Genomic DNA, 24,743 nt, shown 5'->3' with positions numbered 1-24,743 from the left:
CCTCGGGGGGCAGCGAACCACACGCAGTGGGGAGCGTGGGGGCGTTATATAATCGTGGGCTTTTCAAATCCCAGCTTCGCCCAAGCGCACAACAAGCAAAACCCATTCATAAAAGCAGCCCGCAAGCGTCTGAGAAGACACTTTTCGTGCACGCTTGGGCGAACCGTACACAACCGGAGAACCCAGTGCTTTTGTCTCTACAGGGAAATACCCCGCCCGCCGTCCTGGCGCTCGCAGACGGCACGGTCTTTATCGGCAATTCGATTGGAGCGCCCGGCTCCACGATCGGCGAGGTGGTGTTCAACACCGCCATGACCGGCTATCAGGAAATCCTCACGGATCCGAGCTACTGCCAGCAGATCGTCACCCTCACTTACCCGCATATCGGAAACTACGGCATCAATGCCGAAGACGTTGAAGGCAGCAAAGTCCATGCCGCCGGCCTGATCATCAAGGACTTGCCGCTCATCGCGTCAAACTTTCGCGCGTCCATGACGCTGGCCGACTACCTGATCCGCGAAAACATCGTCGCGATTGCCGGCATTGACACCCGCCAGCTGACGCGCCACCTGCGCATTCACGGCGCGCAAAATGGCTGCATTCTGGCGCTCGCGCCTGGCGAGACGGTCAATCAGTCATTCATCGACAAGGCAGTGGCCACTGCCAAGGCAACGCCGAGCATGGACGGCCTGGATCTGGCCAAAGTCGTGTCGGTCAAGCATACCTACGAATGGGCCCAGACCGAGTGGAAGCTCGGCTCAGGTTACGGCGTGCAGATCACGCCCCGCTTTCATGTCGTCGCCTATGACTTCGGCGTGAAAAAGAACATCCTGCGCATGGTGACCGAACGCGGCGCGCGCATCACGGTGGTGCCGGCGCAAACCTCGGCTGCCGACGTGCTCAAGCTCAATCCTGACGGTATTTTTCTGGCCAACGGCCCGGGCGATCCGCAGGCTTGCGACTACGCCATCGAGGCGATTGGCGAACTGATCGAAACCGGTATCCCGACGTTCGGCATTTGCCTGGGTCACCAGATCATGGCGCTGGCCGGCGGGGCCAAGACCTTCAAAATGAAGTTCGGCCACCACGGCGCGAACCACCCGGTGAAAGACCTGGACACCGGCCGCGTCAGCATCACCAGCCAGAACCACGGTTTTGCGGTTGATGAAACCACGTTGCCCGCCAACCTGCGGCCGACGCACATCAGCCTGTTTGATGGCACGCTGCAGGGCCTGGCCCGCACCGACAAGCCGGCGTTCTGTTTCCAGGGCCATCCTGAAGCCTCGCCCGGACCCCACGATATTTCCTACCTGTTCGACCGCTTTACGGCGCTGATGGCGCAAAGCCAGGAGAAGAAGAATGCCTAAGCGCACAGACATCAAATCAGTTCTCATCATTGGCGCCGGCCCGATCATCATCGGCCAGGCCTGCGAGTTTGACTATTCCGGCGTGCAAGCCTGCAAGGCGCTGCGCGAAGAGGGTTACAAGGTCATCCTGATCAACAGCAACCCGGCCACGATCATGACCGACCCGGCCACGGCCGACGTGACCTACATCGAGCCGATCACCTGGCAGACGGTTGAAAAAATCATCGCCAAGGAACGGCCTGATGCAATCTTGCCGACCATGGGCGGCCAGACTGCGCTCAATTGCGCGCTGGATCTGTGGCGTCATGGCGTACTCGAGAAATACGATGTCGAGCTAATCGGTGCCAAACCCGAAGCCATCGACAAGGCCGAAGACCGGCTGAAGTTCAAGGATGCCATGACCAAGATTGGTCTGGGGTCGGCGCGTTCGGGCATTGCGCACACCATGGAAGAAGCCTGGACTGTGCAGAAAACGCTGGGTTTTCCGACCGTCATTCGCCCCAGCTTCACGCTGGGCGGCACCGGTGGCGGCATTGCCTACAACCCCGAAGAGTTCGAGGAAATCTGCAAGCGCGGCATCGAAGCCTCGCCTACCAACGAGCTGCTGATTGAAGAATCGCTGCTCGGCTGGAAAGAGTACGAAATGGAAGTGGTGCGCGACACTGCCGACAACTGCATCATCGTCTGCTCGATTGAAAACCTCGACCCGATGGGCGTGCACACCGGCGACTCGATCACCGTGGCACCGGCACAGACATTGAGCGACAAGGAATACCAGATTTTGCGCAATGCCAGCCTGGCTGTGCTGCGTGAAATTGGCGTCGATACCGGCGGCTCCAACGTCCAGTTCTCCATCAACCCGGACGATGGCCGCATGGTGGTCATCGAGATGAATCCGCGTGTGTCGCGTTCGTCGGCGCTGGCGTCCAAGGCGACGGGTTTCCCGATTGCCAAGGTAGCCGCCAAGCTGGCCGTGGGCTACACCCTGGACGAACTGCGCAACGAGATCACCGGCGGCGCGACGCCAGCCAGCTTCGAGCCGAGCATCGACTACGTGGTCACCAAGATTCCGCGCTTTGCGTTTGAAAAATTCCCGACCGCCGATTCGCGCCTGACGACGCAAATGAAGTCGGTGGGCGAAGTCATGGCGATGGGCCGGACTTTCCAGGAGTCGTTCCAGAAAGCCTTGCGCGGACTCGAAGTAGGCGTGGACGGCATGAACGAAAAGACGCAAGACCGCGAAGTGCTGGAAAAGGAACTCGGCGCGCCGGGCCCGGACCGCATCTGGTACGTGGGCGATGCGTTTGCGATGGGGCTGAGCGTCGATGAAGTGTTTGCGCTGACCAAGATCGACCGCTGGTTTCTGGTGCAGATCGAGCAGATCGTCAAGATCGAGCTGGAGCTGGAAACCACGACGCTGGACCAGATTGACGCTGCCACGCTGCGCGCGCTGAAGCAAAAAGGTTTTTCCGACCGCCGCCTGGCGCGCCAGCTGAAGACCACCGACACGGCGATTCGCGAAAAGCGCATTGCGCTGGGCGTGCGCCCGGTTTACAAGCGCGTCGATACCTGCGCCGCCGAGTTCGAAACCAACACCGCGTACCTGTACTCGACCTACGAAGCCGAAGGCAGCGAATGTGAAGCCGCACCGACGGACAAGAAGAAAATCATGGTGCTGGGCGGCGGCCCGAACCGTATCGGCCAGGGCATTGAATTCGACTATTGCTGCGTGCATGCTGCCATGGCGATGCGCGAGGACGGTTACGAGACCATCATGGTCAACTGCAATCCCGAAACCGTTTCGACCGACTACGACACGTCCGACCGGCTGTACTTCGAGCCGCTGACGCTGGAAGACGTGCTGGAAATCGTTGACAAGGAAAAGCCATACGGCGTCATTGTCCAGTACGGCGGCCAGACGCCCTTGAAATTGGCGCTGGATCTTGAGGCCAACGGCGTGCCCATCATCGGCACCTCGCCCGACATGATCGACGCGGCCGAAGACCGCGAGCGTTTCCAGAAACTGCTGCATGCGCTCGACTTGCGCCAGCCGCCGAATGCCACGGCCCGCACCGAGCCTGAAGCGCTTGAAAAAGCTGCCGCACTGGGCTATCCGCTGGTGGTGCGCCCAAGCTACGTGCTGGGCGGCCGCGCGATGGAAATCGTTCATGAGCAGCGCGACCTGGAGCGTTACATGCGCGAAGCCGTCAAGGTCAGCCATGACTCGCCGGTGTTGCTCGACCGCTTCCTGAACGATGCGATTGAATGCGATGTCGACTGCATCCGCGACTCAGAAGGCAAGACCTTCATCGGCGGTGTGATGGAGCACATCGAGCAGGCTGGCGTTCACAGCGGTGACTCGGCCTGTTCGCTGCCGCCGTATTCGCTGAGCCTTGAGACGGTCACCGAAATCAAGCGCCAGACCGCCGCCATGGCCGAAGCGCTGAACGTGGTTGGACTGATGAATGTGCAATTTGCCATTCAACACATCGACGGTCTGGATGTCATCTACGTATTGGAAGTCAATCCGCGCGCCTCGCGTACCGTGCCGTTTGTCAGCAAGGCCACGGGCATTCAGCTGGCCAAGGTGGCTGCGCGCTGCATGGTCGGCCAGTCGCTGGCGTCGCAAGGGGTGATTCATGAAGTCACGCCGCCTTACTTCAGCGTGAAAGAAGCGGTGTTCCCCTTCGTCAAGTTCCCCGGCGTGGACACGATTCTCGGCCCCGAGATGAAGTCCACCGGCGAGGTGATGGGCGTCGGCAAGACCTTTGGCGAGGCGTTCGTGAAGTCGCAAATCGGCGCAGGCACCAAGCTGCCAAGGTCCGGCAAGGTGTTCCTGACGGTCAAGAACAACGACAAGGCGCGTGCGGTGGACGTGGCGCGTGCACTCGTTGATCTCAAGTTCGAGCTGGTGGCCACCAAGGGCACGGCCGCGGCTATCAACGCCGCCGGCATTGCCTGCGGCGTGGTCAACAAGGTCACCGAAGGCCGGCCGCACGTCGTGGACATGATCAAGAACAACGAGATTGCACTGGTCATCAACACGGTGGAAGAGCGTCGCAATGCGATTGCCGATTCGCGGCAGATCCGCACCTCGGCGCTGCTGGCCCGCGTCACGACCTTCACCACCATCGCCGGCGCTGAAGCGGCCGTCGAAGGCATGAAGTACCTGGACAACCTGAGCATTTATTCGATTCAGGAACTGCATGCCCAACTGGCGGCGCAGGCCGCTTGATGATCAGGTGAAACACCCGGTCGATCCCGACTGAACTTGCATTAAACTAAAAGTTCAAGTCGATTCAATACGCCGCCGCCAGGTGACTGGTGGCGGTTTCGCATTTTGCAGGACAAAAAAAATATGACAACCTTACCTATTACCAAGCGCGGCGCAGAAAAGCTGAAAGCCGAATTGCACAACCTCAAGACGGTTCAGCGTCCGTGGGTCATCAACGCGATTTCAGAAGCGCGTGCCCAGGGCGACCTGAGTGAAAACGCCGAGTACGAAGTCGCCAAAGACCGCCAGGGCTTCATCGAAGGGCGCATCCAGGAAGTTGAAGGCAAGTTGTCGGCGGCCCAGATCATCGATCCCACCACTTTCGAGCCGGGCACGCGCGTCGTGTTTGGCTCGACCGTGAAACTCGAAGACGAAACCACCGGCGACAGCGTGACCTACCAGATCGTGGGTGAAGACGAGGCCGACATCAAGCTGGGCCTGATCAACATCGGCTCGCCGATTGCCCGCGCGCTGATCGGCAAGGACGAGGGCGACAGCGCCGAGGTGCAGGCACCCGGTGGCATCCGTCGCTACGAGATCGTGTCGGTCAGCTACCGTTGATGCCGCCGAAGGTCGCCCCGCGAATCGGGCTGTTGGCGGCGGCCCTGTGGTGGGGCAGCTTGACGGCGCTTGGTTTTGTCGTCGTGCCAATGCTGTTCATGCACTTGGGAAGCCCGGCGGCTGCGGGCGCGATGGCGGCCAAACTGTTTGGCGCGCAAACCTGGCTCAGCACGGGCTGCGCCTTGCTGATATTGCTGGTTTTCAATCAAAAAGACCCGCTTGCGCAAGCTGCACCTGTGCATGCAGCTATTAAATTCATAGTGGCCGGAATGTTGCTGGCCTTGCTGGTTGAATTTGCCGTGGCACCGCGCATTGTCAGCGCCCGCGTTGAGGGCGGCAATTTGCGGCTCTGGCACGGACTGGGCAGCGCGATGCTGCTGGGCCAGTGGCTGTGCGCCGGATTCACGTTGTGGCGTTTGAGCGCCCGCCTGGAGCGGTAACCACGCAGCGCGGCGTCAGAGCACGCCGCTTGAATGAACGGCCCGCTGCCCGTTCTAGCCGCGTTCCGCCGCTTCCAGGGTGTTGACCAGCAGCATGGTGATGGTCATCGGGCCGACACCGCCGGGCACGGGCGTGATGTAGCCCGCCACTTCTTTCACGCCGTCAAAATCCACGTCGCCGCAAAGCTTGCCTTCGTCGTTGCGGTTCATGCCCACGTCAATCACCACCGCACCGGGCTTGACCATGTCAGCGGTCAGCACGTTGCGCTTGCCGACGGCCGCCACAATCACATCGGCCTGCAGCGTCATGGCTTTTAGGTCGGCGGTGGCGCTGTGGCAAATCGTGACGGTGGCATTTTTCTGCAGCAGCATTAGCGCCATCGGCTTGCCGACGATGTTGCTGCGGCCAATCACCACGGCGTGCTTGCCGCGCAGGTCGTAGCCGATGCTTTCCAGCATCTTCATGCAGCCGTAAGGCGTGCAGGGCCAGAAACCCGGTTGGCCGACCATCAGCGCGCCGGCGCTGCCGACATGAAAGCCGTCCACATCCTTGGCGGGTGAAATCGCCTCGATGACCTTTTGCGCGTCGATGTGCGCCGGCAGCGGCAACTGCACCAGGATGCCGTGAATCGCGGGGTCGTTGTTCAACGCCTCGACCCGCGCCAGCAATTCGGCTTCGCTCATGTCGGCCGTATAACGCTCCAGCACCGAATACAGGCCGTTGTCTTCGCAGGCCTTGACCTTGTTGCGCACATACACCTGGCTGGCCGGGCTGTCGCCGACCAGCACCACGGCCAGGCCGGGGGTGATGCCGCGCGCGCGCAGGGCGGCTGCGCGCAGGGCGACTTCGCTTCGCAGTTGCCGGGAAAGGGCGTTGCCGTCAATGAGTTGGGCTGTCATCGTTGATTTTCCAAGTAAAAACGCCCGTTAGTGCATTGACTACGGGCGTTATTTGCTATAAAAATTATAGCTATTTGAGAGAGGGTCAGGCTTTCGGGGCGTTGGAGCTCAAGGCAATCTTGAGCAAGTCGGCCACCGTGTTGGCGTTGAGCTTTTCCATGATGTTGGCGCGGTGCGCCTCGACGGTCTTGATGCTGATGCCCAGGTCGTCGGCAATCTGTTTGTTCAAGCGGCCCGCCACAATGCGCTCTAACACCTGCGCTTCGCGGGATGTCAGCTTGGCCAGCAGCGCGTCACGGCTGGCCGATTGTTGATGGTCGCTGAAGGCTTCTCTGGCCTGGCTTAGCATGCGGTCAACCAGGTTGACCAATGCATCTTCCTGGAACGGCTTCTGGATGAAATCCATCGCGCCTTTTTTCATCGTGTCCACGGCCATCGGCACATCGCCGTGGCCGGTGATAAACACGATGGGCAGCGGTGACTTGCGTTCAATCAGCCGGTCTTGCAGCTCCAGGCCGGTCATGCCGCCCATGCGGATATCGACAATCAGGCAAGCCACTTCGCGCGCATCGTAGCGGCTCAGAAAATTCTCGGCTGAATCAAAACAGCGCACCCGGTAGTCCTTGCCTTCGAGCAACCATTGCAGCGAATCGCGCACGCCTTCGTCATCATCAACGACATAAACCGTGCCTTTTTTGGGAGTCAAACTCATGCCTTGCTTTCTTCGTGAACTTTGAAATGAAATGAGGGGGGCGTGTTCAGTGAAGCTCTGCGTCTTCAGCCGCTATGCTATCGGGAGCAGACGTTGCCGGTGACAGTGGGGGTATCACTGGAATCCAGAAAGTAAACCGGCACCCGACCACTTCGTCGCCATTGTAGATGTTCATCGCTTCCAGCCTGCCCTGGTGGGATTCCACAATGCTGCGGCACAGTTTCAGGCCAATACCCATGCCTTCGGCCTTGGTGGAATAGAAGGCTTCAAACAGCTTTTCCATCACTTCAGGCGACAGGCCCTGACCCGAGTCAAGCACTGAAAACTCCACCACGCTTTGCTCGTTGATTTGCTTGGGAACCACGCGTAACTCGACATTGCGGTTTGCCGTGGGCCGATTGGCCTGGGCAATCGATTCAGCCGCGTTTTTCATCAGGTTAATCAGCACCTGCTCAATCAGGATCCGGTCCACCATCACGTCGGGCAAGCGGGCTGCGATGTAGTGAATCAGGCGGACATGGTGACGCCTGAGCTCGATCTCGGCGAGTTCCATCGCGTTGCTGACGAGGATAGCCACATCGGCCGAAGCGCGGTTCGGTTCACTGCGTTTTACAAAAGCGCGGATGCGCTGGATGATCTGCCCGGCGCGCCACGCCTGCTTGGCCGTTTTCTCCAGCGCGATCAGCAGGTCGTCGTTGCTGATCTGGTTGGCCTTGATGCGCGACACCATGCCATTGCAGTAGTTGTTGATGGCGGTCAGCGGCTGGTTCAACTCGTGCGCCACGCTCGACGCCATTTCGCCCATGGTGATGAGGCGGCTGGCGTTTTGCGCGCGTTCGTTTTGCTGGGCGGCTTGCTCTTCGGCATGGCGACGTGGCGTGATGTCGGTGGCAATCACCATTTGCGCGAGCCGGCCATCGACCCAGGTCAGGTAGCGCGAACGCACCTCCAGCCACTTGGCCAGCTCAGGCACAAAAATCTCCGCATTGGCGGTCTGGGCGTCGGTCAGCGAATCGGTCGGCAAACCCGCCATGCTGTCAACGGCGTCGAGCGAATCGCCGGTTGGCGCAAAAGTAGGTACGCCGGCTTGGGCTATCAGGTTGAGATGGCCTGAAACCTCGCCTTCAAACCAGGAGCGGTACAGCTTGTTGGCAAACAGCAATTCCTCACTGCCCAGCGGCGCGACCGATACCGCCGCATCCAGGCCTTCGAGTACGGTGGTGAAGCGTTCGTAAGAGGCGGTGAGTTCTTCGCGGATGCGCTTGGGTTCGGTGATGTCGGTCATCGACGTCATCCAGCCGGTTTGCTGCCCTTGCGGATTAATCAGCGGCGACACATACATGCGGGCGTCAAAGATTTTGCCGTTCTTGCGCTTGACCCGCACTTCAAAACCCCCGGGCGGTGTGCGGCCCTGCAACTCGTCATCGAGTCTGGCCATCAACATATCGAGCTCTGATTCAGGCCAATGCGGGAAGGGCGCGGTGCAGCCGACCAGTTCGTCTTCGTTCAAGCCGGTCATCTGGCAAAAGGCCGGGTTGACGTAGGTGATACGGCCCTGCAGGTCGAGTGCGCGCATGCCGGTCAGCATGGAGTTTTCCATGGCCCGCCGAAAATGCGTTTCCGTCAGCAAGGCTTGCTGGGCCTGCACGCGGCGACGGGTATGACGCCAGTTGCCCAGCAGCATCCAGACGGTTAATGCGCTCAGTGCGCTGACCAGCCAGAAAAAACCGCTGCCGACTACACCGAGCGAGGCGCGATAACCTTCCGCCCGAATCAAGAGGCTGTTGCCGACCGGGGAAACCGGTATTTCGTATTTGGCAGCGCCATCGGTCCAGGGCAGTAATTGAGCGGCGCCTTTGCGGGCTGGCGGCAGGTTGCCCGCCAGCACCGTTCCCTTGTCATCGACCAGTGCCACCGCGTATTTGGCCGTGATTTCGGTGGGAATGCCAAAGCGCAGCAGGCCGTCTACCGAGTATTCGCCCATGATGACGCCGGTGAATTTTCCTTGCTCGTCAAGCGGCACTTGCAATTGAAGGCTGGCCGCGTTGTAGCGCCGTGTGTCCTGCACGATCAGTGGCCGGGAATAAACCGGCTGGCGCAAGTCTCGCGCCAGCTCGTAGGTTCCGTCTGTCTCGCCCACCTTGAGTTGCTCGCCGACAGCGCGCAATTCGGTGAAGTTGGCGCTGGGCGACACATACGTCGCCCTGATGCGCCGTTTGCTGTCGATCCAGCTGACGGCCATCAGTTCAGGGTACTGATTGACCAGCGCTTCGGACTGGACGATGAATTCTTCGGCGTCGATTTCCTTGTTCGACACATCCCGCCCAATGCGCATGAGCTGCTCTTGCCGCTCCAGCAGGCGCAGGCGCAGGCGCTGCTGGGCGTATTCGACATCGCGGGTAACGGCTTGCTGCTCCCGGTCAATTTCTTCAATCCGAAGGTAGCCAAAAGCTGCAACCACCGCCGCCAGAAACAGAACCACCGCAAAAAGCGGCCCCAGGGTGATGAAGCGGTCTTGCCGGGAAGGGGACTGTTTTCGCCACCAGCGTTTCCATAAGGGCAGAGGCAAAGTGCTGGCAGCTACGTCGGTAGCGGAGGGGAGGTGTGAATCGGACATAGACTGGATATTTATTTTAGATGAACGCTTTTTTGGGCCGTCCGCGCCGTTTGATTTCAGCTCTGTGTAATACGGATGTGCTAATCCTGAAGTCGAAAAAACATAAATTTGGCTTGTTTTATTTCACAATACAAAATCATCAAGCACAATTTGAAATTAACAAAAAATTATGAGAAACTAGAGACTTAAACCTACATTGCGTTTAAAACACGAGACAAATGCACTCCTGTATGCAGGTGCCCAACTGGGCAACGCGTTGCAGGCAATCAGTGAATAAGATTTATCCAGGAGACAAAATGGCGGCCAATCCCATCGAAAACCAAGCAGCCGGTAACCCCAATGCGGGTGCTATTACCGGCACGACCCCCGACAAAGACACGCAGGAGACGCGCGAATGGATGGACGCGCTGTCCGCCGTCATTGAAAACAACGGCTCCGAGCGCGCCCACTTCCTGCTGGAGCAACTGCTTGAGCATGCCCGCCAGAACAGCATCGACATGCCTTTCTCGGCCACCACCGGTTATGTCAACACCATCGAGACCGACCAGGAAGAACGCTCGCCCGGCAACCTGATCATTGAGCAGCGGCTGCGCGCCTACATGCGCTGGAACGCCATGATCATGGTCGTGAAGGCCAACCGCCTGCACCCGGTCGATGGCGGCGACCTGGGCGGCCACATCGGCTCGTTCGCCTCGCTGGCCAGCCTGTTTGGCGCCGGCTTCAACCATTTTTGGCATGCCGAAAACGAAAACCACGGCGGCGACTGCCTCTACATCCAGGGCCATGTGTCACCCGGCGTGTATGCCCGCGCTTACCTTGAAGGCCGCCTGAGCGAAGAGCAATTGCTCAATTTCCGCCAGGAAGTCGATGGCAAGGGTCTGTCCAGCTACCCGCATCCCAAACTGATGCCCAATTTCTGGCAATTCCCGACGGTGTCGATGGGCCTTGGCCCGCTGATGGCGATTTATCAGGCCAGGTTCCTGAAATACCTGCATGCACGCGGCATTGCCAACACCGAAAACCGCAAGGTCTGGGTGTTCTGCGGCGACGGCGAGATGGACGAAGTCGAATCGCTGGGCGCTATTGGTTTGGCCGCGCGTGAAAAGCTCGACAACCTGGTGTTCGTCATCAACTGCAATTTGCAGCGGCTCGACGGCCCGGTGCGCGGCAACAGCAAGATCATCCAGGAACTCGAAGGCGAATTCCGGGGCGCTGGCTGGAACGTCATCAAGCTGATCTGGGGTTCTGGCTGGGATCCATTGCTGGCACGCGACACCGAAGGTGCGCTCAAGAAGATCATGATGGAATGCAACGACGGCGACTACCAGTCGTTCAAGGCCAACGACGGCGCCTATGTGCGCAAGCACTTCTTTGGCCGCGACCCGCGCACGCTGGAGATGGTCTCCAAGATGAGCGACGACGACATCTGGAAGCTGACCCGTGGCGGTCATGATTCACAAAAAGTCTATGCCGCGTTCCATTCAGCCGTGAACCACACCGGCCAGCCCAGCGTGCTCTTGATCAAAACTGTCAAGGGTTTTGGCATGGGCAAGATTGGCGAGGGCAAGAACAATGTCCACCAGACCAAAAAGCTGGGCGACGAGGACATCAAGGCCTTTCGCGACCGCTTCAACATCCCGATTCCTGACAGCCAGCTGGCCGACTTGCCGTTTTATAAACCGGCTGACGACACCCCCGAAATGCAGTACCTGCACGAGCGCCGCAAGGCACTGGGTGGCTACCTGCCGCATCGCCGCACCAAGGCCGATGAAAACTTCACCGTGCCGGCCATCGAGACCTTCAAGGCCGTCATGGAGCCCACCGCCGAAGGCCGCGAAATCTCGACCACCCAGGCGTATGTGCGTTTCCTGACGCAGTTGCTACGTGACCAGGCGCTCGGCCCGCGTGTCGTGCCGATTCTGGTCGACGAAGCCCGCACTTTCGGCATGGAAGGCCTTTTCCGCCAGATCGGTATCTACAACCCGGCTGGACAGCAGTACACCCCGGTCGACAAAGACCAGGTGATGTACTACAAGGAAGACAAGAAGGGCCAGATTCTGCAGGAAGGCATCAACGAAGCCGGCGGCATGAGCAGCTGGATCGCAGCGGCCACGTCGTACAGCACCAACAACCGCATCATGGTGCCGTTCTACGTCTACTACTCGATGTTTGGTTTCCAGCGTGTCGGCGACCTGGCCTGGGCGGCGGGAGACATGCAGGCACGCGGCTTTCTGCTCGGCGGCACCTCGGGCCGCACCACACTGAACGGCGAAGGCCTGCAGCACGAAGACGGCCACAGTCACATCCTGGCCGGCACGATTCCGAACTGCATTTCATACGATCCGACCTATGCGCACGAAGTCGGCGTGATCCTGCACCACGGCCTCAAGCGCATGGTTGAAAAGCAGGAAAACGTCTATTTCTACATCACGCTGCTGAACGAGAACTACGCCATGCCAGGCCTCAAGCCCGGCACCGAAGAGCAGATCATCAAGGGCATGTATATGTGCCAGGAAGGCCCCAAACTGGCGCCCACGGTGCAATTGCTCGGCTCGGGCACCATCTTGCGCGAATCGATTGCCGCACAGGAACTGCTGGAAAAAGAGTGGGGCGTTTCGGCCAATGTGTGGAGTTGCCCGAGCTTCAACGAACTGGCGCGCGACGGCCAGGACACCGAGCGCTGGAACCTGCTGCACCCGTTGGAAACCCCGCGTACCTCGTTCGTTGAAGACCAGTTGCAAGCCCATGCCGGCCCGGTCATCGCTTCGACCGACTACATGAAGGCCTATGCCGAGCAGATTCGCTCCTACATTCCGAAGGGCCGCACCTACAAGGTCCTGGGCACCGACGGCTTTGGCCGCAGCGATTTCCGCAGCAAGCTGCGCGAGCACTTCGAGATCAACCGCCATTACATCGTGGTGGCGGCCCTGAAGGCGCTCAGCGAAGAGGGCACGGTGCCGGTCGCCAAGGTGGCCGAAGCGATCCAGAAATACGGCATCAATGCCGACAAGATCAATCCGCTTTACGCTTGACGTAAAAAATTCAGTTCAAGACGCAAGTAAACGGAGACAAGAACATGGCATTGGTAGATATACAAGTCCCTGACATCGGCGACTTTGACGAAGTCACGGTTATCGAACTGCTGGTCAAGCCCGGCGACACCGTGACGGCCGAGCAGTCGCTGATCACGGTCGAGTCCGACAAAGCCTCGATGGAAATCCCGTCCAGCCACGCTGGCGTGGTGAAAGAGATCAAGATCAAGCTCGACGACAAGGTCAGGCAAGGCTCGGTCGTGCTGACGCTGGAAGTTGAAGGCGCTGCGGAATCGGAGCCAAAACAGGCTCCCGCGCAGGCTGCGCCTGCTGCTGCAGCTCCTAAAACCGAAGCAACGGCTGCACCGGCACCTGCAGCCCCGGCCGCAGCGGCGTCCGGCCCGGTCGAAGTCAGGGTTCCCGATATTGGCGACTTCAAGGATGTGGTCGTGATCGAGGTGCTGGTCAAGGCAGGTGACACCGTCAAGGTCGAGCAATCGCTGGTCACCGTGGAGTCCGACAAGGCCTCGATGGAAATCCCGTCCAGTCATGCGGGTGTGATCAAGGAGCTTAAGGTCAAGCTGGGCGACACCGTCAATATCGGTGACCTGCTGGCGATTCTGGAAGGCGCGGTAGCAAGTGCGCCTGCAGCTGCTGCCCCGGCAGCTTCTGCTCCAGCCGCTGCTACCGCATCTGCTGCGCCCGCGCCCAGCGCTCCGGCGTCTGCGCCCGCCGCTGCCCAGGCCCAGCCCGCGCATCAACCCACGGCAGCGACGTCCACCAGCCTGCCGCATGCTTCGCCTTCGGTGCGCAAGTTTGCTAGAGAGCTGGGCGTGCCGCTGGCTGAACTCAAGGGCTCCGGCCCCAAAGGCCGCATCACGCAGGACGATGTGCAGGGTTTCACCAAATCCGTCATGGCCGGCGATTCGCGTACTCAGGCGCAGATTGCCAAAACGCCCGCAGCGGCAGCCAGCAGTGGCGGCACCGGTGCCGGCCTGGACTTGCTGCCTTGGCCGAAGGTCGACTTCACCAAGTTTGGCCCGGTCGAGCGTCAGCCGCTGTCGCGCATCAAGAAGATCAGCGGTGCCAACCTGCACCGCAACTGGGTGATGATTCCGCACGTTTGCAACCACGACGATGCCGACATCACCGAACTCGAAGCCTTCCGCGTGCAGATGAACAAGGAAAACGAAAAGTCTGGCGTCAAGATCACCATGCTGGCGTTCCTGATCAAGGCCTCGGTGGCCGCGCTCAAGAAGTTTCCGCAGTTCAATTCCTCGCTCGACGGCGATCAGTTGGTGCTCAAGCAGTATTTCAATATTGCCTTTGCCGCGGACACACCGAACGGCCTGGTCGTGCCGGTGATCAAGGACGCCGACAAGAAAGGCATCATCCAGATTTCGCAGGAAATGGGTGAGCTGGCCAAGAAAGCGCGCGACGGCAAGCTTGGTCCGGCCGACATGCAGGGCGCCTGCTTCACGATCTCGTCGCTGGGCGGTATTGGCGGGCGCTATTTCACGCCCATCATTAATGCGCCTGAAGTCGCCATCATGGGCGTGTGCAAGAGCCGCATCGAGCCGGTCTGGGACGGCAAGGCTTTTGCGCCGCGTCTGATGCAGCCGCTGTCGCTGAGCTGGGACCACCGCGTGATTGACGGTGCGGCCGCCGCCCGTTTCAACGCTTATTTTGGCCAGGTGCTGGCAGATTTCCGTCGCGTCTTTCTGTGACAAATCGGGTGGGGGTCAAAAAAGTGGGCCGGGTGGTAATGGCTGCTGACACGTTTATGACCTTTGGCGATACCCGCCTGAGCCACCGTTTTGAAGCGAACAGCCAGCTGTTCAAGGTTGACACGTCTGAAAGTGTCAACCTGATGGGCATGGCAGACCGATTGACGTATTCACCCTCAAATTGAAAGCCTCCTCATGAGTGCCTCTGCAAACCTCATCGACATCAAGGTGCCTGACATTGGCGACTTTGACGAAGTCTCCGTCATCGAAGTGCTGGTCAAGCCCGGCGACACCATCAAGGCCGAACAAAGCCTGATCACCGTGGAAAGCGACAAAGCGTCCATGGAAATCCCGGCGTCGCAAGGCGGCGTGGTCAAGGAAATCAAGGTCAAGCTTGGCGATATGGTCAAGCAGGGCTCGGTTGTGCTGACGCTGGAAGTTGCTGGTGCCGCCAATGCGGCTGCAGCACCGGTTGAAGCACCCAAACAGGCTCCTGCGCAAGCAGCGACTGCGCCAACAGCTATCAAAACTGAAGCGCCTGCCGCCGCCGTTGCAGCGCCAGCTGCCGCCAGCTTTGGCGGCACGGCTGATTTGGACTGCGACCTGCTGGTGCTCGGTGCCGGCCCCGGCGGCTATTCGGCTGCCTTTCGCGCGGCTGACCTCGGCCTGAAGGTCGTGCTAGTCGAGCGCTATGCCGCGCTGGGCGGCGTCTGCCTGAATGTGGGCTGCATTCCGTCCAAGGCGCTGCTGCATGTTGCCGCCGTGATGGACGAAGTCAGCCACATGGCGGCGCTCGGCGTGGATTTTGGTGCGCCCAGCGTCAACATCGACAAACTGCGTGGGCACAAGGAAAAGGTCGTCAACAAGCTGACCGGCGGTCTGGCCGCAATGGCCAAGATGCGCAAGGTCACCGTGGTGCGCGGCTACGGCACTTTTGTCGGTGCCAACCATGTCGAAGTCGAGGAAACCAGCGGCACATCGCAGGAAAAAACCGGCAAGACGCAGACCATCGGTTTCAAGAACTGCATCATTGCCGCGGGCTCGCAAGCCGTGCGCCTGCCTTTCATGCCTGAAGACCCGCGCGTGGTCGACTCGACAGGCGCACTGGAACTCAAGGAAGTCCCCAAGCGCATGCTGATTCTGGGCGGCGGCATCATCGGCCTGGAAATGGGCACGGTTTACAGCACACTGGGCGCGCGCCTGGACGTGGTGGAAATGCTCGACGGCCTGATGCAGGGCGCCGACCGCGACCTGGTCAAAATCTGGCAAAAAATGAACGCGCCGCGCTTTGACAACATCATGCTCAAGACCAAGACAGTGGGTGCCCGCGCTCTGCCCGAAGGCATTGAGGTGACGTTCGAGAGCGCTGAGCCGGGCGGCACCGCGCCCGCACCGCAGGTGTATGACCTGGTGCTGCAGGCCGTCGGTCGCACACCCAACGGCAAGAAGCTGGCGGCTGAAAAAGCCGGCGTCAGCGTGACGGATCGCGGTTTCATCAACGTTGACATTCAGATGCGCACCAACGTGCCGCACATTTTCGCCATCGGCGACATCGTTGGCCAGCCGATGCTGGCGCACAAAGCGGTGCATGAGGCGCATGTGGCCGCCGAAGTGATTGCCGGCGAGTTGCAAGGCAACAAGGAACTGGCCAGCGCCGCGTTCAATGCGCGGGTGATCCCAAGTGTCGCCTACACCGACCCGGAAGTCGCATGGGTCGGCCTGACCGAAGACCAGGCCAAGGCGCAAGGCATCAAGGTCAAAAAGGGCCTGTTCCCGTGGACGGCCTCGGGCCGCGCGATTGCCAATGGCCGCGACGAAGGCGTGACCAAGCTGCTGTTTGACGACAGCCCGGAAGCGCACGGCCACGGCAAGATACTGGGCGGCGGTATGGTCGGCACGCACGCGGGCGACATGATTGGCGAAGTGGCGCTGGCGATTGAAATGGGCGCGGACGCGGTCGATATCGGCAAGACGATTCACCCGCACCCGACGCTGGGCGAGAGCATCGGCATGGCGGCGGAAGTGGCGTATGGCAGTTGCACGGACTTGCCGCCAGCGCGCAAGTAGTTTTCATAAATCCGGTGAAATGCCGGAATGGAAAAAGCGTTTCAAGTCCGGGTAATTGGACTTGAGGCGCTTTTTTTAGGGGTGAACTGCGGCGTGAGGTGATTGCGTTGTTGTCAGCGTCTGCCCGTCACGCTGCTGGAAAATATTTAACAAAAGACACCGCTTGCGCATGCAGGGTGTGCGCAAGCTGCTATCAAATATGTAGTGAATATTGGCAGAAGAAAGCCAGCGGCAGTGGCTGTCAATCTTCTGGTTGAGCCGGCGGTTAGCGCAGCGAATTTGCGTCGCTGGAGAAAGCCGAGAAAGCCTTCAGGTTGAAGGTTGTCGTGGCCAGTGCCTGAGCTGCTTGGCTTGGCTGCGTGGCCATATTTGATTGTCCGGTGGCTACCCGGCGGGCACCATCAAAACGCTGCAGCCAGTAGCTGCTGCCCATGCTTTCGAGGCGTACTTCAGAGCCTGCTCTGGGTGCATGGATAAATTTGCCATTGCCCACATAAATCCCGACATGGCTGAACGCGCGGCGCATGGTGTTGAAAAACACCAGATCGCCAGGCTGCAGCTCGGTTTTGTCGATTTTTTCGGTAGCCGCTGCCTGCTGTTCGGCTTTTCGCGGAAGCAGCAGCCCGATGCTTTGCTGGTAGACAGAAACCACAAAGCCGCTGCAGTCAAACCCGGTTTCTGTTGTGTTGCCGCCCCATTTGTAGGGAACGCCCAAAAGTCCCATCGCGTTGATGACCAGATCGGAAGCTGTCTGGCTGACGTTCTGGCGAACCTGATCAATTTTGGTCATCAGACCTCTGTCGGATAACAACCTTTCTATATCGTCGCCGGAGCTGCCCGGTGCCGCATGGGCTGAAATGGAACAAAAAAGGCCAGCGATGGCCAGGACGAGAGCAGGGGGGGTCATTCGCATGGCGGCAAGCATACTTGAAGGTCTAGTCCTACGTCAATGCAAAACTTCTACCCGAAAGCATTGAGCGGTGGTGTGTTTTTTGCGTCTTTGGTGCGAATAATCACACTTGCTGATCGTAATGTTGGTTTTTTATCAACAGTCGTTCATGAAGCAGGATTTTTCTTTCTGGCTGTAAATTGTTTGTCGTACGTCATCAGGTTTTTAAATGGCCTGATTCATCGGGCCAGGAGAAATTTGCCAAACCCGACAACCCCTTCAAGGACCTCACCATGTTTCCAACCTTTGGCAGACGCTGGCTGCCCGCTGTCACCGTTTTGTTTTCAAGTCTGGTGCTTCCTTGCGTCCAGGCGCAGGAAGTGCGCCCTGAAATTGTGACCGCCGGCTTGCAAAACCCCTGGGGCCTGGCTTTTTTGCCCGCAGGCCAATTTTTGGTAACCGAACGACCCGGGCGGCTGCGCGTCGTGGCGGCCAACGGCAAGCTGGGTGCGCCTGTCACAGGCCTGCCCGGCATGGCGGTGGGCGGGCAGGGCGGGTTGCTTGATGTCATTGCCGACAGTGACTTTGTGCGCAACCGGCAGATCTTTTTTTGTTTTTCTGAGCCTTCCGCTGACGGACGGGCCAACAGCACGGCGCTGGCGCGCGCCACGCTCAGTGCTGACAATGCCCGGCTGGAGCAGGTCAAGGTCATATTCAGCCAGAAGCCGAAATTTGCCAGTACTGCCCATTTTGGCTGCCGCATTGTTGAAAGCCGCGCTGCGGGTATTGATGGACTGCCCGATGGCAAGTTGTTCCTGACGCTGGGCGAGCGCTTTTCGCGCAAGGAAGATGCGCAAAAGCTCGATAACCACCACGGCAAGGTCGTGCGCATCAACAAGGACGGCTCGGTGCCACCAGACAATCCGTTTGTCGGCAAAGCCGGTGCGCTGCCAGAAATCTGGAGTTATGGCCACCGCAATATGCAGGGCGCCACGCTGGCCCCTGACGGCACGCTCTGGACGCATGAACACGGGCCGCAGGGCGGCGACGAAATCAACCTGCCGCAACCGGGCGCCAATTACGGCTGGCCTGTCGTCACCTATGGCGAAAACTATGGCGGTGGCAAGATCGGCGCAGGGCTGACGCAGCAAGCCGGCACGGCGCAACCGCTGCACTACTGGGTGCCGTCGATTGCGCCTTCGGGCATGGCTTTTTTGACGAGCGAGCGTTACGGCAAGGCCTGGCGCGGCAACCTGTTTGTCGGATCGCTCAAGTTTTCTTACCTCGACCGCATTGAGCTGTCGCAGCCTTTTGGCGGAAAAGTGGTGCGGGAAAACAAGCTGCTGACGGATATCGGTGAACGCATCCGCGATGTCAGGCAGGGGCCTGACGGACTGCTTTATGTGCTGACCGACAGCGCCAACGGCAAGCTCATTCGCTTGCTGCCTGGCCGGTCAGGTCATTAGGTAGCATGCGGCAGTGCGTCGCTCTTCAAGCAGAAAGCACGGCCTGCTGGCTGCGCTTGACAAAAAACAGGCCGACGCCCACGGCCATCAGCAGGCCGCCAAACACACGGTTTTGCCATTTGATGGCTTGGGCGTTCTTGAACAGTTTTTGCAGGCGGCTGGCGGCATAGGCGTAGCCGTGCATGACCACCAGATCGACAGCCACCGTGGTGATGGCCATCAGCAGCAACTGCAGCCAGAGCGGACGCAGGGGGTTGATGAACTGGGGCAGCACCGCCACCATGAACAAAATGCCCTTGGGATTGGTGACGTTGGTCAGCAGGCCGGTGAGAAAAAGCTTGCGGGGCGACAGTAGTTTTGCTGATTTCTCAAAGGCTGGCGACGATGCTGCATTGTCGCCAGCAAGCCCCTGGGTAGAGCGCCACTGCATCCAGCCGATGTAAATCAGGTAAGACGCGCCCAGCGTTTTGACGATGCTGAAAGCCAGCTCGGACGCCACCAGCAGCGACCCGACGCCAGCGCCCGCCACCAGCAAAATGACCAGCAGGCCGGCCTGCAGCCCGAAAATGGTCGCCTGGGTGCGCCGCACGCCGTAACTCAGGCCGTGACTCATCGCCAGCACCGCGCCCGAGCCGGGTGAAAGCGCAATCAGGACAGAGGCGAAAAAGTAAGCAGTCCAGGTGGTAAGAGCCATAAGAGGTTTTTTGTGGCCAAGGGGCAAGCCCCAGGCGAAATCAGGCGAAGAAGTTTAGCCGCGCATCCTACAGGCATTGAACAGGCCCGCCGTTATCATGCACGCATGAATCCCACCCCTACCTGGCACAGCCGTCTGACACGAACGGGTCAGGCAGCGCAGCACTGGATTTTTGAATGGTGGCAACTGGCGCATCTGGGCGCGGTGATTATGGTGCTGACGCTGTCGCCGTCAAGCTACAGCCGCGAAAGCCGTGTGGTGCTTGGGCGGCATATCTACCTCAATACGGCGCCCATTTTGCTGGGCTTTTCCCTGCTGTGCGCCCTGGTGACGGTGGTGCTCACGCGCATTGTGCTGGTCACTGCGATGAGCTACGGGCTGTCGCAGTATGCGCTGCAGGTGGTTATTCGTGTGCTGGTGCTGGAGCTGATTCCCCTGACCGCCGCAATGTTTGTGGCTTTGCGCTGCACCATTCCCGATGGGGCAGAACTGACGGCCATGCAGGCCAGCGGCGAGCTGGACGAGATGCGCCGCAAAGGCGTGGAGCCGATGCGCCGCGAGGTGCTGCCGCGTGTCGTCGCCGGCATGTTTTCTGGCATTACGTTGGCGGCGTTGAGCAGCGTCGTGGCGCTGATGGTGGCTTATGTGGCGGTCTATGGATTTTCCGTGTCCGGGCTGCCGGGGTACACGCGGCTTTTTGGACAAGTCTTTACGCCGGCAGTGACGCTGATTTTTGTGTTGAAAACCATCTTTTTCAGCCTGGCCGTATCGCTGATTCCGATGGCATCAGCCCTGTACGGAATGCGCGGTGCCAGTGTGCGCACCAGTGCTGAAATGCGCGGTCTGGTGCGCATGTTTGCTGTCATCTTGTTGATTGAAGTGGCTTCGCTGGTTGGCAACTATTACTGACTTCTCTAAAACGACACCTTCATGAGTTCACCCCACAGTCCCATGCCGCCGTTGTTGCCGCCCCTGGCGCAAGACACATCGCAATCCGCACCACCTCCCGCACCGTTTCCGGCCCCTGAAAACGTCACCAATCTGGAGCTCAAAGCCAGGCTGCTGCTGCTGTTCATGCTGCTGCTGGTGTGCGGCTCGACGCTGTATGTGTTGTATGCGCGTGGTGCCTTTGAAAGTACCCAGCGCCTGGTGCTGATGGCGGAGGATTCAGAAGGCGTGGTGGCGGGCATGGACATCACGTTTGCCGGTTTTCCGATTGGCCGTGTCCAGCGCATCGAACTGGCCGAAGACGGCAAGGCCCGGATTCTGGTGGATGTGGCCGAAAAAGATGCGCACTGGCTGCGCACGTCCAGCGTCTTCACGCTGGTCAAAGGCATTGTCGGCGGGCCCAATATCCGTGCCTACACGGGGCTGATGAACGACCCGCCTCTGCCCGATGGCGCGGTGCGCACCGTGCTCCAGGGCGATGCCAGCGCAGAAATTCCCAGAGTCATCGCGGCCGCCAAAGATCTGATCGACAACCTCAACAGCCTGACAGGCAGCAGCGGTTCGGTGGGGGCCAGCCTGGCCAATTTGCAGGTATTGACCGGACGCCTGAACGGCCCTGGCGGCGCATTGACGGTGCTACTGGGCAGCGAAGCCGAGGCGAAGAAGTTTTCTGCCACGCTGGATCGCACCAATTCATTGCTGGCCAAGCTCGACGGCATTGCCGCCAAAACCGATAGCCAGGTATTTGGCGACAAAGGCGTGTTGCCCGAGACGCGCGCCACCGTCGTGCAGCTCAATGCCATGCTGGGCGAGGCGCGCACCAGTTTGAGAAAGGTCGATGCTATTTTGGTCGATGCACAAGCCGTCGCCGCCAACGCCAAAGACGCCACGTCCGATCTGGGCGCTTTGCGCGGGGATGTGGAAGCCAGCCTGCGAAAAGTCGAAGCCCTGGTGACCGAGATCAACCGGAAATGGCCGTTCGCCCGTGATGCGGAGATCAAACTGCCATGAAAAATTACCCTGTATGGATGAAAAGCGCATTGACGTTCAGCGCCGTGTGGGTGCTGGCCGCTTGCAGCAGCGGCCCCAAGCCGCCTGACTGGCAAGTCGAAGCCAAGGGTTCGATGGAGCGTTCCGTGGCCGCCTATATGGAAGGCAACAGCCGTGTCGAAACCGCCGAACTTAGGCGTGCGCGCAGCCAGTTGTCGCGCACCGGCCGCCCCGATTTGTTGGCGACGGCCGAGTTGCTGCACTGCGCCACCCGTGTCGCCAGCCTGGTGTTTGAACCGTGTGCGGGTTTTGAGTCCCTCAGGCTTGACGCCAACCGGGCGCAGCAAGCCTATGCCGATTACCTGCGCGGCCAGGGACAACTGCAAGATGTCGGCTTGCTGCCCGAAGCCCAGCGCGCCACGGCTGCAGGCGACGCCACGGCCCTCAAAGGCATTGCTGACCCGCTGTCGCAGCTGGTCGCCGCCGGTGTCTTGCTGCAGACCGGCAAAGCCAGCCCGCCCGTGATTGCGCAGGCCATCGACACCGCCTCAAGCCAGGGCTGGCGGCGTCCGCTGCTGGCCTGGCTGGGCGTGCAGGCCCAGCGCGCAGAGCAGGGCGGCGACACTGAAGAGGCAGCCCGCCTGCGCCGGCGCATCGCCATCGCACAAGGCACCGCTGCATCCGCCAAAGCCCCCGCGAAAGATGAAAAATGAGCTACACCCTCAAGCTTTACACCTATGAAGACGTGTCCGACCGGGAACGCCAAGCCGCCGAACAGCGCTTCAGAGCGGCGCTTGATGACACCTTGGGCGATGCCAGCCTGGTGCTGCCGGTCTACGGCGCTTACCGGCGCATGGTGGCCACTTATGGTGATGCGCCCGCACCTGACACGCTCACTGACGCAGAGCAGCAGGTATTTGACCAGTGGCAGGCGGCCGAATCGGCCGCCGTGACCGCCGCGTTTGGCCCCAACCGCTACATGGGCGAGGCGCACTTCGAGATTCAGGGTTGAGGTAGAGCGGGCATCACGCTGCCATCGCGGCCAGCGCAGCCAGGCGCCTGGATTTTCAGGGCGACTTTAGTAAAAACGGGTGTTGTCCCTGAAGTTCCAGAGCAGCTTGGTGTGCAGCGCCAGCGCCCGTTTTAATGCATTAACACCGTTTCTGTCCGGCACTTTCGATGTGGGGCCGTCCCGCCAACAGTAAAATCCGCATCCCATCCTGCGCCGCCTTTTTTCAGGGCGCGATTTTTGACCTGAGTGCCACTGCCTTGACTGATCCCCGCCTCCCGACGCCTGAACCGGCCACCGACCTTTTTTCCAGCGATAGTCCCAAAGTCCAGGAGCCGCGCCTGTGGTGCGGCGACGGCTGGACTGCCCGCGTGCTCAAGAACGAAGACGACGATGGCTGGGCCGTCGCCATGATCAAGGACGGCGAACCCGAGCCGGCGCTGATCGGGCCGTGGACCATGGGGCGCGACAAGAAAAATCCCAAGCCGCTCGATGTCAACGCCTTCAATACGTTGGTGAAAACGGCCTCGGAGTTTGTGCGCCGGCATGAGCAGCAATTGCACGCGACGCTGCACCAGCGCATCACCGTGACAGCCAACGCCGCACGCATCACCGTGTCGCTCGACATCGTTCCGGATGAAGAGCATCCGCATGCGGTGCTCAGCGCCCATGACGACACTGGCGAACTTCTGGCCGAAGTGCAGGTGCCGCCTTCCTTCAAGCTGAACCGCGCCAGCGCCGTGACCTGGGCAGAAAACGGCTTCAGCAAGACGGCCGAACGATGAGCGCCATGCCTTTGCCCGTGGCCGCCTGCGGCATTGACTTTGGAACGTCCAACTCCACCGCAGGCTGGAGCCGGCCCGGGCAGCGCGCCCTGTTGCCGCTCGAAGATGACAAGCTGACGCTGCCTTCGGTGATCTTTTTTCATGCTGAAGACGCCCATGTCAGTTATGGCCGCGCCGCATTGGCCGATTACCTCGACGGCCACGAAGGCCGGCTGATGCGTTCGCTCAAAAGCCTGCTGGGCACGTCCATGATGGACGAGCATACCGAGGTGGCGGGCCGTGCGGTGCCGTTTCAGGATTTGCTGGCGCAGTTCATTGGCGAACTCAAGCGCCGGGCCGAACGGGCCGCTGGCCGTGAATTCACCCGTGCCGTGCTGGGGCGTCCGGTATTTTTTGTCGATGACGACGCCAGCGCCGACCAGCGGGCGCAAGACACGCTCGAAGAGATTGCCCGCAAGACGGGCCTGCGTGACATCGCTTTTCAATACGAGCCGATTGCCGCCGCGTTTGACTACGAGTCGCAGATTTCGCGCGAAGAGCTGGTGCTGGTGGTCGACATTGGCGGCGGCACGTCCGACTTCACCTTGATCCGCGTCGGTCCCGAGCGTGCCGGCCGCGCTGAGCGGCGCGATGACATTTTGGCCAGTGGCGGCGTGCATATTGGCGGCACCGATTTTGACAAGGCGCTGAGCCTGGCCAGCATGATGCCCATGCTGGGGCTGGGCAGCCTGCTTAAAAGCGGACGCGAAATGCCTTCGTCGCCTTATTTCAACCTGGCGACCTGGCACACCATCAACCAGGCCTACACCCGCAAGGCCTGGGCGCAACTTGCCGAACTGCACCGCGATGCCGCCGACAAACCCAAACTGGAACGACTGCAAAGTCTGGTGCGCGAACGGGCCGGCCATTGGCTGGCGCTGCAGGTCGAAGAAGCCAAAATTTCCCTGTCCGGCGCGTCGGTGGCGCACATCGACATCGGCCGCATTGCCGCTGGCGAGACGGTGACGCTGCACCGGGCTGAACTCGACCGCGCCATTGATGCCCTGGTCACCTCGGTAGAGCAGACGGTTTCCCGCCTGCTGGTGGATGCCGGCATCACGGCGTCGGCCATTGACACGGTATTTTTTACCGGCGGCTCCAGCGGTGTGCCTTTGCTGCGCGAACGGGTGCTGGCGCTGACGCCGCAGGCCCGTTGCGTTGAAGGCGATTTGTTCGGCAGCATCGGTGCCGGACTTGCGCTGGACGCCCAGCGCAAGTTCTCGTAA

At 60.2% G+C, this 24,743-nt stretch carries 20 protein-coding genes; 15 read left to right on the top strand and 5 right to left on the bottom strand.

Annotated features, from left to right (window positions below; all coding sequences use genetic code 11):
- Positions 1 to 185 precede the first annotated feature (185 nt).
- From carA to RCH06_RS05315, 4 genes are all read left to right on the top strand, one after another.
- Complete coding sequence (carA, locus tag RCH06_RS05330; RefSeq protein WP_327080404.1) at positions 186 to 1,367, top strand: glutamine-hydrolyzing carbamoyl-phosphate synthase small subunit; 1,182 nt, start codon at positions 186 to 188, stop codon at positions 1,365 to 1,367.
- On the top strand, positions 1,360 to 4,602 hold the full coding sequence (gene carB, locus RCH06_RS05325) for a carbamoyl-phosphate synthase large subunit (protein ID WP_327080403.1): 3,243 nt from the start codon (positions 1,360 to 1,362) through the stop codon (positions 4,600 to 4,602). The genes carA and carB overlap by 8 nt, the downstream gene beginning before the upstream one ends.
- Before the next feature lie 123 nt (positions 4,603 to 4,725).
- On the top strand, positions 4,726 to 5,202 hold the full coding sequence (gene greA, locus RCH06_RS05320) for a transcription elongation factor GreA (RefSeq protein ID WP_327080402.1): 477 nt from the start codon (positions 4,726 to 4,728) through the stop codon (positions 5,200 to 5,202).
- Positions 5,202 to 5,642 carry a DUF4149 domain-containing protein gene (locus tag RCH06_RS05315; RefSeq protein WP_327080401.1) on the top strand — a complete coding sequence of 147 codons (441 nt, stop codon included), beginning with the start codon at positions 5,202 to 5,204 and terminating at the stop codon, positions 5,640 to 5,642. Before greA ends, RCH06_RS05315 begins: the two co-directional genes overlap by 1 nt.
- Before the next feature lie 54 nt (positions 5,643 to 5,696).
- Here RCH06_RS05315 and folD read toward each other — a convergent pair whose 3' ends face one another.
- The 3 genes from folD to RCH06_RS05300 all read right to left on the bottom strand — a co-directional run bounded on the left by folD (position 5,697) and on the right by RCH06_RS05300 (position 9,871).
- The gene (folD, locus tag RCH06_RS05310) at positions 5,697 to 6,542 is read right to left on the bottom strand and encodes a bifunctional methylenetetrahydrofolate dehydrogenase/methenyltetrahydrofolate cyclohydrolase FolD (RefSeq protein ID WP_327080400.1); all 846 of its coding nucleotides are present in this window, start codon (positions 6,540 to 6,542) and stop codon (positions 5,697 to 5,699) included.
- 85 nt (positions 6,543 to 6,627) lie between these two features.
- A complete protein-coding gene (locus RCH06_RS05305; RefSeq protein ID WP_327080399.1) occupies positions 6,628 to 7,254 on the bottom strand; it encodes a response regulator transcription factor in 627 nt (208 codons plus the stop codon).
- Between the two features lie 46 nt (positions 7,255 to 7,300).
- Entirely contained in the window at positions 7,301 to 9,871 is a 2,571-nt protein-coding gene (locus RCH06_RS05300) for a PAS domain S-box protein (protein WP_327080398.1), read from the bottom strand.
- Between the two features lie 296 nt (positions 9,872 to 10,167).
- Between RCH06_RS05300 and aceE the strand changes: the two genes are divergently transcribed.
- From aceE to lpdA, 4 genes are read left to right on the top strand one after another with little or no spacing between them, the layout of a single operon-like run.
- The gene (gene aceE / locus RCH06_RS05295) at positions 10,168 to 12,903 is read left to right on the top strand and encodes a pyruvate dehydrogenase (acetyl-transferring), homodimeric type (protein WP_327080397.1); all 2,736 of its coding nucleotides are present in this window, start codon (positions 10,168 to 10,170) and stop codon (positions 12,901 to 12,903) included.
- Positions 12,904 to 12,947: 44 nt separating this feature from the next.
- On the top strand, positions 12,948 to 14,630 hold the full coding sequence (aceF, locus tag RCH06_RS05290) for a dihydrolipoyllysine-residue acetyltransferase (protein ID WP_327080396.1): 1,683 nt from the start codon (positions 12,948 to 12,950) through the stop codon (positions 14,628 to 14,630).
- A gap of 56 nt (positions 14,631 to 14,686) precedes the next feature.
- The gene (locus tag RCH06_RS05285) at positions 14,687 to 14,815 is read left to right on the top strand and encodes a hypothetical protein (RefSeq protein WP_327080395.1); all 129 of its coding nucleotides are present in this window, start codon (positions 14,687 to 14,689) and stop codon (positions 14,813 to 14,815) included.
- A gap of 10 nt (positions 14,816 to 14,825) precedes the next feature.
- Positions 14,826 to 16,697 carry a dihydrolipoyl dehydrogenase gene (lpdA, locus tag RCH06_RS05280; protein WP_327080394.1) on the top strand — a complete coding sequence of 624 codons (1,872 nt, stop codon included), beginning with the start codon at positions 14,826 to 14,828 and terminating at the stop codon, positions 16,695 to 16,697.
- A gap of 265 nt (positions 16,698 to 16,962) precedes the next feature.
- On the opposite strand, the gene RCH06_RS05275 is transcribed toward lpdA, so the two are convergent.
- Positions 16,963 to 17,622, bottom strand: a complete 660-nt coding sequence (locus RCH06_RS05275; protein ID WP_327080393.1) for a C40 family peptidase — start codon at positions 17,620 to 17,622, stop codon at positions 16,963 to 16,965.
- A 257-nt stretch (positions 17,623 to 17,879) separates the two neighbouring features.
- Here RCH06_RS05275 and RCH06_RS05270 point away from each other — a divergent pair, with 257 nt between their 5' ends.
- Entirely contained in the window at positions 17,880 to 19,052 is a 1,173-nt protein-coding gene (locus RCH06_RS05270) for a PQQ-dependent sugar dehydrogenase (protein WP_327080392.1), read from the top strand.
- Positions 19,053 to 19,077: 25 nt separating this feature from the next.
- Here RCH06_RS05270 and RCH06_RS05265 read toward each other — a convergent pair whose 3' ends face one another.
- Complete coding sequence (locus tag RCH06_RS05265) at positions 19,078 to 19,746, bottom strand: LysE family transporter (RefSeq protein ID WP_327080391.1); 669 nt, start codon at positions 19,744 to 19,746, stop codon at positions 19,078 to 19,080.
- A gap of 105 nt (positions 19,747 to 19,851) precedes the next feature.
- Between RCH06_RS05265 and RCH06_RS05260 the strand changes: the two genes are divergently transcribed.
- The 6 genes from RCH06_RS05260 to RCH06_RS05235 all read left to right on the top strand — a co-directional run bounded on the left by RCH06_RS05260 (position 19,852) and on the right by RCH06_RS05235 (position 24,743).
- Positions 19,852 to 20,655, top strand: a complete 804-nt coding sequence (locus tag RCH06_RS05260; RefSeq protein ID WP_327080390.1) for an MlaE family ABC transporter permease — start codon at positions 19,852 to 19,854, stop codon at positions 20,653 to 20,655.
- Between the two features lie 21 nt (positions 20,656 to 20,676).
- Complete coding sequence (locus RCH06_RS05255) at positions 20,677 to 21,705, top strand: MlaD family protein (protein ID WP_327080389.1); 1,029 nt, start codon at positions 20,677 to 20,679, stop codon at positions 21,703 to 21,705.
- Positions 21,702 to 22,397 (top strand): hypothetical protein, encoded by a 696-nt coding sequence (locus RCH06_RS05250; RefSeq protein WP_327080388.1) that lies wholly within the window; start codon positions 21,702 to 21,704, stop codon positions 22,395 to 22,397. Before RCH06_RS05255 ends, RCH06_RS05250 begins: the two co-directional genes overlap by 4 nt.
- Entirely contained in the window at positions 22,394 to 22,696 is a 303-nt protein-coding gene (locus RCH06_RS05245; protein ID WP_327080387.1) for a hypothetical protein, read from the top strand. Before RCH06_RS05250 ends, RCH06_RS05245 begins: the two co-directional genes overlap by 4 nt.
- 257 nt (positions 22,697 to 22,953) lie before the next feature.
- A complete protein-coding gene (locus RCH06_RS05240) occupies positions 22,954 to 23,478 on the top strand; it encodes a hypothetical protein (RefSeq protein WP_327080386.1) in 525 nt (174 codons plus the stop codon).
- Positions 23,475 to 24,743, top strand: coding sequence for an Hsp70 family protein (locus RCH06_RS05235; RefSeq protein WP_442799599.1), 1,269 nt, complete (start codon positions 23,475 to 23,477; stop codon positions 24,741 to 24,743). Before RCH06_RS05240 ends, RCH06_RS05235 begins: the two co-directional genes overlap by 4 nt.

It is taken from the genome of Polaromonas sp. CG_9.5 (assembly GCF_035984465.1).
Taxonomy (GTDB): Bacteria; Pseudomonadota; Gammaproteobacteria; order Burkholderiales; family Burkholderiaceae_C; genus Polaromonas.
Note: the sequence above shows the minus strand (reverse complement) of the source record. Positions and strands in the feature narration are given on the sequence as shown.

Bases quoted from the DNA above. Each gene is read 5' to 3' on its own strand.
- carB (WP_327080403.1), top strand. From the start codon at position 1,360: ATGCCTAAGCGCACAGACATCAAATCAGTTCTCATCATTGGCGCCGGC.
- greA (WP_327080402.1), top strand. From the start codon at position 4,726: ATGACAACCTTACCTATTACCAAGCGCGGCGCAGAAAAGCTGAAAGCC.
- RCH06_RS05315 (WP_327080401.1), top strand. From the start codon at position 5,202: ATGCCGCCGAAGGTCGCCCCGCGAATCGGGCTGTTGGCGGCGGCCCTG.
- folD (WP_327080400.1), bottom strand. From the start codon at position 6,542: ATGACAGCCCAACTCATTGACGGCAACGCCCTTTCCCGGCAACTGCGA.
- RCH06_RS05305 (WP_327080399.1), bottom strand. From the start codon at position 7,254: ATGAGTTTGACTCCCAAAAAAGGCACGGTTTATGTCGTTGATGATGAC.
- RCH06_RS05300 (WP_327080398.1), bottom strand. From the start codon at position 9,871: ATGTCCGATTCACACCTCCCCTCCGCTACCGACGTAGCTGCCAGCACT.
- aceE (WP_327080397.1), top strand. From the start codon at position 10,168: ATGGCGGCCAATCCCATCGAAAACCAAGCAGCCGGTAACCCCAATGCG.
- aceF (WP_327080396.1), top strand. From the start codon at position 12,948: ATGGCATTGGTAGATATACAAGTCCCTGACATCGGCGACTTTGACGAA.
- RCH06_RS05285 (WP_327080395.1), top strand. From the start codon at position 14,687: ATGACCTTTGGCGATACCCGCCTGAGCCACCGTTTTGAAGCGAACAGC.
- lpdA (WP_327080394.1), top strand. From the start codon at position 14,826: ATGAGTGCCTCTGCAAACCTCATCGACATCAAGGTGCCTGACATTGGC.
- RCH06_RS05275 (WP_327080393.1), bottom strand. From the start codon at position 17,622: ATGCTTGCCGCCATGCGAATGACCCCCCCTGCTCTCGTCCTGGCCATC.
- RCH06_RS05270 (WP_327080392.1), top strand. From the start codon at position 17,880: ATGTTTCCAACCTTTGGCAGACGCTGGCTGCCCGCTGTCACCGTTTTG.
- RCH06_RS05265 (WP_327080391.1), bottom strand. From the start codon at position 19,746: ATGGCTCTTACCACCTGGACTGCTTACTTTTTCGCCTCTGTCCTGATT.
- RCH06_RS05260 (WP_327080390.1), top strand. From the start codon at position 19,852: ATGAATCCCACCCCTACCTGGCACAGCCGTCTGACACGAACGGGTCAG.
- RCH06_RS05255 (WP_327080389.1), top strand. From the start codon at position 20,677: ATGAGTTCACCCCACAGTCCCATGCCGCCGTTGTTGCCGCCCCTGGCG.
- RCH06_RS05250 (WP_327080388.1), top strand. From the start codon at position 21,702: ATGAAAAATTACCCTGTATGGATGAAAAGCGCATTGACGTTCAGCGCC.
- RCH06_RS05245 (WP_327080387.1), top strand. From the start codon at position 22,394: ATGAGCTACACCCTCAAGCTTTACACCTATGAAGACGTGTCCGACCGG.
- RCH06_RS05235 (WP_442799599.1), top strand. From the start codon at position 23,475: ATGAGCGCCATGCCTTTGCCCGTGGCCGCCTGCGGCATTGACTTTGGA.